The sequence below is a fragment of the Rhodopila globiformis genome (assembly GCF_002937115.1).
In the GTDB taxonomy this organism is placed as follows: Bacteria; Pseudomonadota; Alphaproteobacteria; order Acetobacterales; family Acetobacteraceae; genus Rhodopila; species Rhodopila globiformis.
Window position 1 is genome coordinate 33,652 of the sequence record NZ_NHRY01000274.1, and the last position, 14,993, is coordinate 48,644.

Here is a 14,993-nt window from a genome sequence, read left to right on the forward strand (position 1 = left end):
CACCACCACGAAAGAATTTGAACAAAATAACCGGCACGCCGCGTCGGAACCGCGCATAGCCTTGCGGAGTTAACGTCATGCTTAACCGGAGGGACAACCCCATGCGCCTGGCCTTGCTTGTTCTGTTGCTGCCGCTTGCGCTGGCAGGCTGCCTGTCGTTCAGCAGCAGCGATCCGCCGCCGCCGTCGCGCGGGACAACCGTTGTCGCGCCTCCGCCGCCACCGCAATAAACGGGATTATTCCTTTTGTGAAGCAATCCAGCGCGCCATGCCCATGACCTGACTCGCGAACAGCACGCCGCCGATCGGCATGGGCTGGCCGGCGGCACGCATCATGACGGCGGTCCAGGTGTTGCAGGTGAAGAGCCCGCTGTACGGCTCGGCGGCGGCATAGAACAGACTGCCCGGATAGGGTCCGGCCACAATCGCCACCGGCGCTCCGTCCGGCGATGTCTCGAACGCCTGCCACAGCCTCTGCCGCAGCCGGGCGAGATCGGCGCGGGTGATGTGCAGTACGACGACATGGGCATCGCCGAAGGCCGCCTCGGGCGGAGCGCGCAGGCCTGTCACCAGCAACGCGCCGTGGCCGGGCAGCAGGGCCTGCAGCATTGAAAGCACCGTGACGGTCCGCTTCAGCAGATAGGTCCGGTCGCCGAAGCCAATGGTCAGGTAGCGCACGCCCGGGAACGGCGCCTCCAGGGCCAGCAGCGGGCCGGCGATTTCCGTTGCCGGCAGGCCGATGTCGGTGTGCCAGCCGCGGCCGATGACATAGATGATCGCATCGCGCGGCGCGGCGGCCAGATTATCCGGGACCGGCGGTGCCGGCGCGCTGCAGGCGAACAGCGGGACAACGCAGAGCAACAGCAAGACGAGGCGGGTCACGCGGCTGTGCCATTCCGTGCCGGCGGTCGTCGGTCATTACGCACCCAAAGACTCCGTCCGTCGTCCGCCGGCTTCACTATAGCAAACCGCAGGCCGGTTGGGACGCACGGGCGGCTTGTCCTATCGTCATGGCGGCCTGCGCCCACCATGACGGTGAATACGCGCCGTTGTCCTGTCCCAACCGGCCTGCGGTTTGCTGTAGAGAGCAGCACGGCGGACTTCGATTCACAGTTCGGAGGGAACCGGGCCGGGCCGCGGCTGTTGCTCTCGTGTTGATTATGCGGTGCAGGACACCACTGGCATATGGTGGCCGGCGCTTCAAACAAGACACGGAGGAAACCATGCTGCGTCGTTCCCTGCTGCTGGCCGGCTTCGCGGTCGCCTTCGCCGGCACCGCCCACGCCGCGGTGGAAAAGTTCCACGCCACGCTCTCGCCGTCCGCGGAAGTGCCGCCCACGAAATCCACCGGATCGGGCGAGGCGAACGCCACGCTGGACACCGCTACGCATGAGCTGACCTATGACGTGACGTTCAGCGGCTTCAGCAGCGCCGTGGTTGCCGCACATATCCACGGTCCGGCCGCGGCCGGCAAGAACGCCGGCGTCCAGGTGCCTCTGGGCAAGGCGCCGAAGAGTCCGATCCATGGCACGGCGAAGCTGACGCCGGAGCAGGAAAAGCAACTGGCGTCCGGCCTGATGTACGTGAACGTGCACACGAAGAACAACCCGAGCGGCGCCATCCGCGGCCAACTGGAGCCGATGAAGTAGGAGCAGTCGTACCGGGGCCATGACATGGCTCCGGTCGCCGCCCTTGCGCCCGGCGGCGATCTGACGGGACAATGGCCTGCCCAGGAAAGCAGGACCATGATCCCACGCATCGACTTTGACCCGGCCGCCCCTGCCCCGCTGGACGGTATTCGCGTCGTTGACCTGTCCAGGCTCGTCGCCGGCAACATGGTGAGCCTGCAACTGGCGGACCAGGGCGCCGAGGTCATCAAGATCGAAGACCCGAACACCGGCGATCCGTTGCGTGCCTGGAAGGTGAACGGCCTGTCGCTGCACTGGAAAGTCTATGCGCGTAACAAGAAGAGCCTGGCGCTGAACCTGCGGGCACAGGCCGGCCGCGACGCGCTGCTGGACCTGCTGGCGGCCAGCCAGGTGCTGATCGAGAACTACCGGCCCGGCACGCTGGAGCAGATGGGGCTGGGCCCGGACGTGCTGCATGCGCGCAATCCCGGGCTGGTCATCGTGCGCATCACCGGCTTCGGTCAGGACGGCCCCTATCGCGACCGTCCCGGCTTCGGCACGCTGGTGGAAGCCATGTCGGGCTTCGCCGCCAAGAACGGCTACGATGACCGCCCCCCGGTGCTGCCGCCGCTGGCGATGGCGGACATGGTCTCGGGGCTGTACGGCGCCTATGCGGTGATGGTGGCGCTGCGCGTGGTGGAGCGCGGCGGGCGCGGGCAGGTGATCGATTTGCCATTGCTGGAGCCGATGATCTCGGTGCTCGGGCCTGATGCGGCGGCGTATCGTGTCGCCGGCGAAAAGCCGCGGCGGACCGGCAGCCGCTCGCTGACGACGTCGCCGCGGAACGTGTACGGCACCAGCGATGGGCGGTTCGTGGCGATTTCCGCCTCGATCCAGGCGATGGCCGAGCGGCTGTTCCGCGCCATCGGCCGGCCCGACGTGATCGACGATCCGCGGTTCCGCACCAACACCGACCGCGTGCGCAACATCGACGCCTGCGACGGCATCGTCGCGGCCTGGATCGCGCAGCGCACCCTGGCGGAGGCGATGGCGGTGTTCGAGGCGGCGGAGGTGACGGCGACGCCGATTTATGAAATCGACCAGTTGCTGGACGATCCGCACGTGCAGGCGCGCGGCGTGCTGGTGGAGGCGCCGGACGACGAGGCAGGCTCGGTGCTGATGCACAACATCATCCCGCGCCTGTCGGAAACGCCCGGGCGCCTGCGTGCCCCGGCGCCGGCGCTCGGGCAGCACACGCGGCCGGTGCTGCAATCCATCGGCTACGACGCCGCCCGGCTGGATGCGCTGAAGGCCGAGGGCGTCATCAGGGAGGGCTGAGCATGCGTGATGACCTGCCGGTGTGGCGGTCCCTGCTGTTTGTTCCGGTGACGGCGGAGAAATTCGTTCGCACCGGCGCGGATCGCGGAGCGGACGCGATCATCCTCGACCTGGAGGACGCGGTGGCGCCGTCGCAGAAGGCGCACGCGCGGACGCTGATTGAAAGCGCCATCCCGCAGGTGGCGCGCAACGGCGCCGACGTGCTGGTGCGGGTGAACCGCCCGTGGCGGCTGCTGGTGCGGGACCTGGAGGCGGCGGTGATTCCGGGTGTCGCGGCGCTGATGCTGACCAAGGTGGACAGCCCCGAGCACGTGCAGGCCTGCGCCGACGTTGTCGCGGACCTGGAGGCGGAACGCGGCCTGCAGCCGGGCGCGCTGAAATTCATTGCCCTGGTGGAAAACGCCGCCGGTTTCTTCCGCATCGAGCAGATCGCCCGCGCGCATCCGCGCATCGTCGGGCTGAGCCTGGGATCGGAGGATTTCGCCGCCGACGTCGGCATGCAGTCGGAGCCGGAGGGCCTGTTCTACCCCAAGCAGCAGACGATCTTCGCCGCCCGTGCCGCCGGGATCATGCCGATGGGGTTCATCGGCTCGATCGCCGATTTCCGCGACCAGGAGGGGTTCCGCGCGATCGTTCGGCGCTCGCGGCGGCTGGGGTTCATGTGCGCCAGCGCCGTGCATCCGCTGCAGGTTGCGGTGCTGAATGAGGAGTTTTCGCCCGACCCGGCCGAGGTGGAACGGGCGGAGCGGATGATCGCCACCTACGATGCCGCGTACGCCGCCGGGCTGGGCGCGGTGCAGTTCGAGGGCGCGATGATCGACGTGCCGGTGGTGGAACGAGCGCGCGCGGTGGCAAGGCGGGCACAGGCGTTACAGGCGCGGCTGAACGCTCCGCGTCCGCCGTCGCAACGCGCTTGATGGCACGGCAGCGTCGATACGTATCGGGAAGCGCCCATGCGTATCAGCATAAGGGGATAGGCGGAGCGAGGTCGTCGTCCCAAAAGGCGAGGGGAGGTCGTCTCCCTATCGTCATGGCCGGGCGTGTCCCTACGCAATGCACACATCCTGGAAACGAGTCGGAAATGACCGTAAAATCAAGTGCTTGCCTGGGCGCCAAGAGCGTTCCCCCATCGTCATGGCCCGGCTTGTCCGGGCCACCTGTCGCGGCACACGTGCTGGAATAGGTGGCCCGGACAAGCCGGGCCATGACGAAAGGGAAACGCAGCGGCGGACCGTTTCCGAGATCTGTGCATCCCGTAGGGCGTGTCCCGGCCATCCGCCCCCCACCGTCGAAGCGCAGATGGCCGGGACACGCCCGGCCATGACGGAGAGACAATGGACCTGGGCCTGTCTCTCCAAGTTTTCGCCCATGCGGCTTGTCCGGGCCATGACGGGATGGCAACTATCGCGCCGCTTGCCGGCTGTTTAACGCCAATGCGTTGCAGGCTGGCCATCTACGCCGTCTTTCGTGCAAATCGGACGGATAGAAACCCGTTTGCATTCGTTCACGAATATTTACATGTTTTACAAAGTGTAAATTTTCATCGTAAAGACTTTTACAGTTTTCGATGCCGGGCGCTGGATTTATACGGTGACTTCGCAGGTGCATCATCATAGATGTACGGTTCGCTCATAAAGCGGCTCAACGCGAAGGAAAGATTGGATGGACAGGCTGAATTATTCCCCCGACGGTCTGGCTGGCGGCATGTCGGCCCGCGTCGGTGGCACTTCCTCTTATCAGGAGCATACCGCCAAGGTAGCCGCACTGATCGAGAGCAAGAGGGGCACCTGGGACGGCATCAGCGCCGAGTCCGTCGCCCGCATGCGCCTGCAGAACCGCTTCCAGACCGGTCTCGACATCGCCCGCTACACCGCCGCCATCATGCGTGCCGACATGGCTGCCTATGACAAGGACCCGAGCCAGTACACGCAGTCGCTCGGCGCCTGGCACGGCTTCGTCGCCCAGCAGGAGATGATTGCCGTCAAGAAGCATTTCGGCACGACCCAGCGTCGGTACATCTATCTGTCCGGCTGGATGGTCGCCGCCCTCCGGTCGGAATTCGGCCCGCTGCCCGACCAGTCGATGCATGAGAAGACCTCGGTCCCGGCGCTGATCAAGGAAATCTACACCTTCCTCCGCCAGGCCGATGCCCGCGAACTCGGCATGCTGTTCCGTGAACTCGACGCCGCCCGCAAGGCCGGCGACCGCGCGAAAGCAGCCGAGCTGCAGTCGCGCGTGGACAACTACCAGACCCATGTCGTGCCGATCATTGCCGACATCGATGCCGGCTTCGGCAATGCCGAGGCGACCTATCTGCTCGCCAAGAAGATGATCGAGGCGGGCGCCTGCGCGCTGCAGATCGAGAACCAGGTCTCCGACGAAAAGCAGTGCGGTCACCAGGACGGCAAGGTCACCGTGCCGCATGACGACTTCCTCGCGAAGGTGCGCGCGGTCCGCTATGCGTTCCTGGAACTGGGCGTGGAAGACGGCGTTATCGTCACCCGTACGGACTCGCTGGGCGCCGGCCTGACCAAGCAGATCGCCGTCAGCCGCACGCCGGGCGATTTGGGCGACCAGTACAACTCGTTCCTCGACTGCGAGGAAGTCGCGCCGGGCGACCAGCGTAACGGCGACGTCCTGATCAACCGCAACGGCAAGCTGCTGCGGCCGAAGCGGCTGCCCAGCAACCTGTACCAGTTCCGTCCGGGCACTGGTGCGGACCGCTGCGTGCTCGACAGCATCGCCTCCCTGCAGAATGGCGCCGATCTGCTGTGGATCGAGACCGAGAAGCCCCATATCGGCCAGATCGCCAGCATGATGGACCGCGTCCGCGAGGTCATCCCGAACGCCAAGCTGGTCTACAACAACTCGCCGTCGTTCAACTGGACGCTGAACTTCCGCCAGCAGGTGTTCGATGCCTGGGAGAAGGAAGGCAAATCGGTCGCCGAGTATGACCGCGCGAAGCTCATGAGCGCCGAATACGACGCCACGCCGCTGGCAGCCGAGGCGGACGAGCGGATCCGCACCTTCCAGGCCGATGCCTCGAAGCGCGCCGGTATCTTCCACCACCTGATCACGCTGCCGACGTACCATACCGAGGCGCTGGTCGTGGACAACCTGTCGAAGGAATATTTCGGCAGCCAGGGCATGCTGGGCTACGTGCTGAACGTCCAGCGCAAGGAGATCCGCCAGGGCATCGCCTGCGTGAAGCACCAGAACATGGCGGGCTCGGACATCGGCGACGACCACAAGGACTATTTCGCCGGCGAGGCAGCCCTCAAGGCGGGTGGCGCGCACAACACGATGAACCAGTTCGGCTGAGAGCCGGTTCATCGACTGGACGGCATGTCGGCCCGGGGCGTATCGCCTCGGGCCGTTTCCTCACCGTCATGGCCGGGCGTATCCCGGCCATCTGCGCTTCGACGGTGGGGGTGGATGGCCGGGACACGCCCGGGCATGACGGAGGGGCAACGGACCTCTCGCGCATTGTCAGCCATCGCGGTGCCGGCACCGCCAGCTGGCTAAGCTTGAGGCGAAAGGCGGACCTACTCCCCCGCCATCACCTTCTTCGGCGGCGTCTGGACAACCGGCGCCAGTTCCGCCGCGTTGAACGAAACGACCCGACGCTCGTTGCCCACCGGCCGATACAGCGTGTCGCGCTGCACCGGGGTACGGACCAGCGAGCCAATAAGCCCCTCCATCGCCTCAGGCGGGAATTCCTGCCCGTGCTGGGTGCCGGCGGCGCGCGAGATGCTTTCGTTCATCAGCGTCCCGCCCATGTCGTTGGCGCCGGCATTCAGGCACATCGCGGCACCCTGCGGCCCCATCTTCACCCAGGATGTCTGGATGTTGGTGATCAGCGGATGCAGCACCAGGCGCGAGACGGCATGCATCAGGACCGCCTCCCGCAACGTCGGCCCCTTGCGGGACAGGCCGCGGAGATACATCGGCGCTTCCATGTGCACGAACGGCAGCGGCACGAACTCGGTGAAGCCACCGGTTTCCGCCTGCAGGTCGCGCAACACCAGCAGGTGCCTCGCCCAGTTCAGCGGCCGCTCGACATGCCCATACATGATCGTGGACGTCGTCCGCAGCCCCAGCCTGTGCGCGGCCCGCACCACATCGACCCATTGCTGCGTGTTGATCTTGTCCGGGCAGATGATGGCGCGGATTTCGTCGTCCAGGATTTCCGCGGCCGTACCCGGCAGCGTTCCCAGCCCGGCCTCCTTCAGGCGGGTCAGGAATTCCGTCAGCGACAGGCCGAGCGTTGCCGCGCCCTGCGTCACCTCTAGCGGCGAGAAGGCATGGATGTGCATGCCCGGAACCGCCGCTTTGATCGCCTTGCAGACGTTGACGTAGGTCTGGCCGGTATAATCCGGGTGGATGCCGCCTTGCAGGCACACCTCCGTCGCGCCCCGGTCCCAGGCTTCCTGCGACCGGCGGACGATTTCGCCCATGTCGAGATCATACGGCGTGCCGCGCAGCGCCTCGTGCGTCTTGCCCTTGGAGAAGGCGCAGAACTTGCAGCGATAATAGCAGATGTTGGTGTAGTTGATATTGCGGTTGACGACGTAGCGCACCGTGCCACCGCTGACCGATTTGCGGAGCTCATCGGCGACCTCGATCACCCGCTCATAATCAACGTCACGGGCGGCAAACAGGCGGACGATCTCCGGTTCATCCAGCCGCTCGCCGGCAACGGCGCGGTCGATAATCCGTTCCACGTGCGGGTCAACCTTGCTGAGCCGGATCGGCCCCGGCTTCGGCTCGAACGTCAGGCCCGGCGCCCAGTCATCGTCGCGCGCCCAGCCCTCGGCGTCCGCCAGTTGCATCACCCGCGTCGCGACCTTGGAATGCAGCCACCGCCCGGGCTCCGCCGCCCAGGCCGGGTAGATCGGCAGGCGCGGCACCAGGATCTTGTCCATTTCCGCCGTGCGCAGGGCCAAGGCTTCCAGCTCCGGCCATGGGGCCTCGGGATTGACGTGATCCGGCGTCACCGGCGAGACGCCGCCCCAATCATCGATGCCCGCCTCGATCAGCTTCTGGTAAACCCCCGGCGACAGATTGGGCGGCGCCTGCACGTGCACATCGGCCGGCAGGATCAACCGCGCCGCGGCGATGGTCCACAGCAGGTCGAGCAGATCAGGCTCTTCGGCACTTGCCAGCTTGGTATCCGGCTTGGCTCGGAAGTTCTGCACGATCACTTCCTGGATATGACCATGCGCGGCGTGCAGGTCGCGGATCGCCGCCAGCGCCTCCAGCCGTTCCGCCCGCGTCTCGCCGATGCCAATCAGGATGCCGGTGGTGAACGGCACGGCAAGCTCCCCCGCCAGGCGCAGGGTTTCCAGCCGCACGGCCGGCAGTTTGTCGGGCGAGCCGTAGTGGACGCCGCCCGGCGCGCATAGCCGCTCGCTGGTGGATTCCAGCATGATGCCCTGGCTCGCCGACACCTCCCGCAGGCCGGCGATCTCCTCCCGCGTCATCACACCCGGGTTCACGTGCGGCAGCAGCGAGGTTTCCTTCAGCACCAGCGCGCACATCGCACGCAGATAGCTGATGGTCGTTTCATGGCCGAGTTCCGCCAGTGCCTCCCGCGCCGCACGGTAGCGCAGCTCGGGCTTGTCGCCCAGCGTGAACAGCGCCTCGGTGCAGCCGGCCGCTTCCCCGGCGCGGGCAATCGCCAGCACTTCCTCCGCCGAGAGATAGGCGGCATGCCCGGCCCTGGGCCGCTCCGCAAACGTGCAATAGTGGCAGACGTCGCGGCACAGCCTGGTCAGCGGAATGAACACCTTGCGCGAGTAGGAGACGGTCCGTCCGAACGCGTCGTCGCGCTTCTGCGCGGCCTTTGCCATCAACGCGGGCAGAGGCGTGGTTTCCAGCCAGGTCAGATCGGTCATGGCAACTTCCGTGCTGCGTCCTCGGTGAAGCGCTACGGGACCAGCCAAAGCCGCCTTCACGGATCTGCCTTGGACCGTCCCATTGCCTCTTTGCGCCGCATCGTGTGCTATCGCCGCCCATAACGCAAACCAAGCCGGAGGAACGAATGCAGATCGGTTGCAGCGCCCCAACCAGCGGCGCCCTGATCGAGCCCGACAGCCTGCTTCGCATCGCGACGGAGGCTGAAAATCTCGGCTTCGACTATGTCACCGTCAGCGACCATGTGATGATCCCGACCAGCATCGCCTCGCGCTATCCGTATTCCGACTCCGGCGAGTTCCCCTCGGGCGCCGCGGCGCCCCGGCTGGAGCAACTGACCGCGGCGACGTTCATCGCGGCGGCGACGAAAAAGCTGCGGATCGTCACCTCGGTCATGGTGGTGCCGCACCGCCCGGCGGTGCTGACGGCGAAGATCCTGGCAACGCTGGATTATCTTTCCAAGGGCCGGCTGACGCTCGGCATCGGCGCCGGCTGGTGCGAGGAGGAGTTCATCGCCATCGGCGCGCCGCCGTTTGCTGAACGTGGCGCGGTGACGGACGAATTCATGGCCGTCTGCCGCGAGTTGTGGACTGCGGACGAACCGAAATTCGACGGCAAATACGTCCGGTTCAAGGACGTGCTGTTCCCGCCCAAGCCGCCGCAAGGCGCGATCCCGATCTGGGTTGGCGGCGAAAGCGGCCCTGCTCTGCGGCGCACCGCCCGCTATGGCGACGCCTGGTACCCCATCGGCACCAACCCGCAGTTCCCGATGGATACGCTGACCCGCTTCAAGGCCGGCGTGACGAAGCTGCGGGCCCTGACGGAAAAAGCCGCCCGTAATCCGGCCTCGGTCGGGCTGGCGTATCGCGTGTCGTCGCACCCCGAGGCGCAGCCGAAGGGAACCGTCGACGGCGAGCGGAAACTGTTCACCGGCGCCGCCGCCGATTACGCCGGCGACATCAAGGCGCTTCAGGACGTCGGCGTCACGGCCTTCGACTTCGGCCTGTTCGGCCCGGACCTGAACGCCACCATCGCCAACCTGCGCCGCTTCCGCGACGACGTCATGGCAAAGGTGCGCTGACCATGCAGCTTGGCATCACCGTGGGTATGTCGGGAGCCCATCCGAAACTCGACATGGACATGATCCTGGAGGCCGAGCGTCTCGGTTATTCCCAGGTCTGGACCGGCGAAGCCTACAGCACCGATGCGGTGTCGCCCGCCGCCTGGATCCTGGCGCGGACGACGAAGATCAAGGCCGGGACCGGCATCATGCAGATGCCCGCGCGCACCCCGGCCTGCGCCGCCATGACCGTGCTGTCGCTGCAAGCCTTGTCCGGCAACCGGTTCCTGTGCGGTATCGGTCCGTCCGGCCCGCAGGTCGTCGAGGGTTGGCACGGCGTGCCCTTCGGCAAGCCGATGCAGCGGACCCGGGAATACATCGCCATCATCAAGCAGATCCTGGCCCGCGAGAAGCCGCTGGAATTCCACGGCGAGCAGTATTCCATTCCCTACGACGGCCCGGGCGCCACCGGCCTCGGCCGGCCGTTGCGCAGCATCGCGCATGGCGATCCGAACGTGCTGTTCTACACCGCATCGATCACGCCGGCCGGGCTGCGCACGGCGGGAGAAGTGGCGGACGGCAACCTGCCGATCTTCTTCTCGCCCGATGCGCCTGATGTCGTGACGGCGCCGACGCTGGAAGGGCGCCGGAAGGTCGGCAAGACCATGGATGGTTTCGACACCGCGCCCTTCGTGCGCGCCAGCATGGGACCGGACGTGGCGGCCTGCCGGGACGCGATACGGCCGGAACTGGCGCTGTATATCGGCGGGATGGGGGCGCGGACGAAGAACTTCTACAACGACATGGTCTCGCAGATGGGCTTCGAGGGCGAAGCGAGGACGATCCAGGACCTGTATCTCGACGGCAAGAAGAACGACGCGGCCGCCGCGGTGCCGGATGCGTTGATCGACGCCATCTCGCTCTGCGGTCCGGCGGAGCGAATCAAGGATCGCCTGCAAGCGTGGAAGGCGGTTGCCAAGGCTGGGCATGTCGGCACGATGGTGCTGAAAGGCTCCGGCATCGATGTGCTGCGCGTGGTCGCCGAGGCGGTCCTGTAGCGGAACCTCCGCGCTTTCCCTGGCATCAGCAACGGAAACCTGTCCATGAACGAATCCCCCGTCGTCCGTCTGGAAAAGGACGGCGAAATCGGTGTCATCATCGTCAACTACCCGCCCGTCAACGCGCTCGGCTCGGGCGTGTCCGACGGCATCATCGACGCCCTGAACCGGGCCAACGCCGATCCGGCGATCAAGGCGATGGTGCTGATGGGCGAGGGCCGCAGCTTCATTGCCGGCGCCGACATCCGCGGCTTCGGCACCGGCCGCAAGCGGCCGCCACTCGGCCAGCGCACCTATGATGTGCTCGACGCCAGCCCCAAGCCCGTCGTCGCCGCCATCCACGGCTATGCCCTGGGCGGCGGCCTGGAAAATGCCTTGGCCTGCCATTACCGCATTGCCGTTCCCTCCGCGAAAGTCGGTCTTCCCGAGGTCCTGATCGGCATCCTGCCGGGCGGCGGCGGCACCCAGCGGCTGCCGCGCGTCGTCGGGGCGCAGGCCGCGCTGGAACTGATCACCTCCGGCCGCCATGTCCCGGCGCCGGAAGCGGCGGGGCTGGGCATCATTGATGAAGTCCTGCCGGCGAATGCCAACCTGCGCGCCGCCGCGGTTGCCTATGCCCGGAAGATCGCCGATATCCGCCCGCTGCCGCGGGTCCGCGACAGGAACGTCACGGCCGAGCCTGCTGTCTTCGACGCCGTGCGCAAGTCGATCGCGCGCAAGGCTCGCAACCAGAAGGCGCCCTATAGCTGCATCGCCGCCGTCGAGGCCGCCTGCACGCTGCCGTTCGACGAGGGCATCCGGCGTGAGTCCGAGCTGTTCGCCGAGCTGGAAAACGCGGACGAGGCAAAGGCCTTGCGCTATGCCTTCTTCGCCGAACGCGAAGTCGCCAAGCTGCCGGACCTGCCCCCCGACATCAAACCTTGCAACTTCGCGGCACCGGCCGTTGTCGGCGCCGGCACCATGGGTGGCGGCATCGCCATGGCCTTCGCCGACTTTGGCTACGACGTGAAGATTATGGACGCGGCGCAGGACGCGCTCGACCGCGGCATGGAGCGGATTCGCGCCAACTACGCCACCTCGGTGAAGCGCGGCAGCCTGGCGGAGGATGAGAGGCTGCGGCGCCTTGGCCGCATCCATCCGGTTGCCGGTTACGACGACATCAGCGACTGCGACGTCGTGATCGAGGCCGTGTTCGAGCGGATGGACGTGAAGAAGCCGGTTTTCGAAAAGCTCGACCAGGTCCTGAAGCCGGATGCGTTCCTGTTCTCCAACACCTCGGCCCTGGACATGGATGAACTGGCCGCGGTGACGAAGCGGCCGGAGCGCGTGGCCGGCACGCATTTCTTCTCGCCCGCCAACGTGATGAAGCTGCTGGAGGTCGTGCGCCCGTCGAAGGCGTCGCCCGAAACGCTGATGACGGCGATGGCCCTGGGCCGCCGCATCGGCAAGATCTCGGCCATGGCCGGCAACACGGATGGGTTCGTCGCCAATCGTTCGCGCGCTCCCTTCAACAGCGAAATGGTCATCCTGCTGGAGGAAGGTTGCCTGCCGGAGCAGGTGGACAAGGTGATGGTCGATTTCGGCTATCCCATGGGACCGTTCGCGGTGGGCGATCTCGCCGGCCTGGATGTCGGTGCGGAGGGACGCAAGCGGCGGGCGTTGGCCAACCCGAACTACCGCAAGCTGCCGATCGCCGACAAACTGGTCGAAATGGGCCGCTACGGGCAGAAGACCGGTGCCGGCTGGTACCGCTACGAGAAAGGCGACCGGACGCCGCACCCCGACCCGGAGGTTGCCGCGATCATCCGCTCGGTTGCGGCCGGGATGGGCGTGCCGCAACGAACCTTCACCGATACGGAAATCCTGCACCGGCTGCTGTTCTCCTCGGTGAACGAGGCCTGCCGGATTCTGGAGGAGGGCAAGGCCTACCGGGCCAGCGACATCGACGTGATGTGGCTGCACGGCTTCGGCTTCCCGCGTTATCGCGGCGGCCTGATGTACTGGGCAGACGGTATCGGCGTGAAGAGCGTGTACGCCCAGATCGCCGCCTGGCATCAGCAGTATGGCGATCGTTGGGCCCCATCCCGGCTGCTGCGGGAACTTGCGGAAACCGGCACGCCGTTCCGCGAAGCGAAGCCGGCGCCTTTCGCCTGACGGTCATCCGGTAGCGCGCCAGTCCCCGGCAACCGGACTGGCGCTTTGTGCGTGTCCGCCACGCAACGATTTTCGCTGGTTGCGGTGAGACACTGTGCAACACGGCGGGTCACGGGCATGGTAGAATTGTCGCCGGCGCCCACCCTGTGCGTGTCGATGCCGGCCACCCGGGCGGGGCAGCCCGCGGCGGGGCGGTGCGTGCCGGATTTTGAAGGATTTCTTGATGAGACGCGGACTTCTTGCCGCCGGCCTGTCGGCGAGCCTTGGGCTTTCCGGCATGGCCCATGCCGAGTCGTTCAGGTGTCCGCATACAGGGGACAATTTCGTCTTTGGCCAGGCAGCCAACTTCGACACCCTCGACCAGATGACCTCTTCGACGATCGCGACGCGCAACATCGCGATGAACATCTACGAGGCGCTGATGACCAGGGACGAGAACAACCACCCGATCCTGGAACTGGCGCGGGCGATGCAGGAAGCGCCCAATCATCTGACCTATACGTTCAGGCTGCGACAGGGGATTCATTTCCACAACGGCAAGCTTCTGACCTCGGCCGACGTGGTGGCATCCTTCGATCGCTACGCGAAGGTGGGCGAGCGCCGGAGCACGCTGGCCAATGTCGATCATTGGAGCGCGCCGGATGCCTCCACCTTCGTCATCCACATGAAGAAGGTCCAGCCGACTTTCATCGAGGCGCTGTCATCCTTCAGTGCCCCCATCGTCATCATCCCGGCAGAAGACCGGGACGTTCCTGCACAGCAATTGACTCATCCTGTTGGCACCGGGCCGTATCAGCTCGTCGAGTCCAGGCCGGGCCGTGTCGTGACGCTGAAGCGCTTCGATGGCTACCGGCCCAACACCAGTTTCCAGCAACGCACCGGCCTTGGCGGCTACAAGCAAGCCTGCCTGGATACGGTCACGTTCCGGATCATGCCCGAGCCGGAAGCACGCCTTGCCGGGCTGCGCTCGGGCGAGCTTCAGGGCGCCGAAAATCTTCCCAGCACGGCACTGCCGGATTTGCAGCATGACAAGGACGTCGCCGTACTGCCGCTGAAGCACTGGTGGATCCAGATCGCCAATCCCAATACCTCCACTCCGCCGACCGACAGGCTTCTGGTCCGCAAGGCGATCCAGGCCGCCCTGGACATGGACGAGGTCATGTCCGCGGCGGCTGACGGCAACTATCACCTGAACGTTGGCTTCCAGTATCCGAACCAGCGCGACTACTCGGACTCAGGGAAAGACACCTACAATCTCCATGATCCGGATCTGGCGAGGCAATACCTTGCGCAGGCCGGCTACCAGGGGGAGCCGGTCGTTCTGCTGACCAACAAGGACTATCCGTCGATGTACAACGCGGCGCTGATCGTGCAGCAGCAACTTCAGGCCGTCGGCATCAACGCTCAGATGAAGGTGGTTGATTGGCCGGCATCCGTGCAGATGATGCAGAACACGACCGAGGGGTGGAATCTTTACTTCACCGCCTGGGGTACCCAGCCCGCTCTGGGCGCCCTGGCCACCATGCAGCTCCTGGTGCAGCCGAACGCGACCTACAAGCCCCTCGACGGCAAGGACGACCGCGACGTGCTTGCCGCCTGGAATGACATGAACACCCTGCCGACACCCGAGGGGCGTCAGCAGGCTTATGCCCGGATGCAGAAGCTGGTGCTGGAACGGGTATATGCCATCCCGTTCGGATCCGTTACCGAATTCGAGGCCGTCCGCTCCAACGTCGGCGGCTTCGTCCCGTTCCGCATACCGCGCATGGCGAACGTATGGCTCAGTCACTGACGGACGACCGAAGCGGGGCGATATGCTGTCTGCGCCGGCCTGCTTCCG

11 protein-coding genes are annotated in these 14,993 nt (G+C 66.0%); 9 read left to right on the plus strand and 2 right to left on the minus strand.

All coding sequences use genetic code 11. The features are described 5' to 3' along the window. Positions 1-236 precede the first annotated feature (236 nt). Positions 237-881, minus strand: coding sequence for a DUF2459 domain-containing protein (locus CCS01_RS31535; protein WP_104523118.1), 645 nt, complete (start codon positions 879-881; stop codon positions 237-239). 341 nt (positions 882-1,222) lie between these two features. On the opposite strand from CCS01_RS31535, the gene CCS01_RS31540 reads away from it, so the two are divergent. The 5 genes from CCS01_RS31540 to CCS01_RS31555 all read left to right on the plus strand — a co-directional run bounded on the left by CCS01_RS31540 (position 1,223) and on the right by CCS01_RS31555 (position 6,286). Further along, positions 1,223-1,648 carry a CHRD domain-containing protein gene (locus CCS01_RS31540; protein ID WP_104523120.1) on the plus strand — a complete coding sequence of 142 codons (426 nt, stop codon included), beginning with the start codon at positions 1,223-1,225 and terminating at the stop codon, positions 1,646-1,648. 96 nt (positions 1,649-1,744) lie between these two features. Next, positions 1,745-2,965 carry a CaiB/BaiF CoA transferase family protein gene (locus tag CCS01_RS31545; RefSeq protein ID WP_104523162.1) on the plus strand — a complete coding sequence of 407 codons (1,221 nt, stop codon included), beginning with the start codon at positions 1,745-1,747 and terminating at the stop codon, positions 2,963-2,965. A gap of 2 nt (positions 2,966-2,967) precedes the next feature. Continuing rightward, on the plus strand, positions 2,968-3,882 hold the full coding sequence (locus CCS01_RS31550; protein ID WP_104523122.1) for an HpcH/HpaI aldolase/citrate lyase family protein: 915 nt from the start codon (positions 2,968-2,970) through the stop codon (positions 3,880-3,882). A 417-nt stretch (positions 3,883-4,299) separates the two neighbouring features. Then, the gene (locus tag CCS01_RS33375; RefSeq protein WP_146102062.1) at positions 4,300-4,581 is read left to right on the plus strand and encodes a hypothetical protein; all 282 of its coding nucleotides are present in this window, start codon (positions 4,300-4,302) and stop codon (positions 4,579-4,581) included. A gap of 46 nt (positions 4,582-4,627) precedes the next feature. Then, on the plus strand, positions 4,628-6,286 hold the full coding sequence (locus tag CCS01_RS31555) for an isocitrate lyase (RefSeq protein ID WP_204848491.1): 1,659 nt from the start codon (positions 4,628-4,630) through the stop codon (positions 6,284-6,286). Positions 6,287-6,510: 224 nt separating this feature from the next. Here CCS01_RS31555 and cofH read toward each other — a convergent pair whose 3' ends face one another. Next, positions 6,511-8,862: a 5-amino-6-(D-ribitylamino)uracil--L-tyrosine 4-hydroxyphenyl transferase CofH gene (gene cofH, locus CCS01_RS31560; RefSeq protein ID WP_104523124.1), complete on the minus strand. Its 2,352-nt coding sequence runs from the start codon at positions 8,860-8,862 to the stop codon at positions 6,511-6,513. Between the two features lie 146 nt (positions 8,863-9,008). On the opposite strand from cofH, the gene CCS01_RS31565 reads away from it, so the two are divergent. The 4 genes from CCS01_RS31565 to CCS01_RS31580 all read left to right on the plus strand — a co-directional run bounded on the left by CCS01_RS31565 (position 9,009) and on the right by CCS01_RS31580 (position 14,945). Beyond that, positions 9,009-9,962, plus strand: a complete 954-nt coding sequence (locus tag CCS01_RS31565) for a TIGR03619 family F420-dependent LLM class oxidoreductase (RefSeq protein WP_104523126.1) — start codon at positions 9,009-9,011, stop codon at positions 9,960-9,962. A 2-nt stretch (positions 9,963-9,964) separates the two neighbouring features. Further along, on the plus strand, positions 9,965-10,999 hold the full coding sequence (locus CCS01_RS31570; RefSeq protein WP_104523128.1) for an LLM class F420-dependent oxidoreductase: 1,035 nt from the start codon (positions 9,965-9,967) through the stop codon (positions 10,997-10,999). Positions 11,000-11,044: 45 nt separating this feature from the next. Next, positions 11,045-13,153 (plus strand): 3-hydroxyacyl-CoA dehydrogenase NAD-binding domain-containing protein, encoded by a 2,109-nt coding sequence (locus CCS01_RS31575; protein WP_104523130.1) that lies wholly within the window; start codon positions 11,045-11,047, stop codon positions 13,151-13,153. A 223-nt stretch (positions 13,154-13,376) separates the two neighbouring features. Beyond that, positions 13,377-14,945 (plus strand): ABC transporter substrate-binding protein, encoded by a 1,569-nt coding sequence (locus CCS01_RS31580; RefSeq protein ID WP_104523132.1) that lies wholly within the window; start codon positions 13,377-13,379, stop codon positions 14,943-14,945. Positions 14,946-14,993 lie beyond the last annotated feature (48 nt).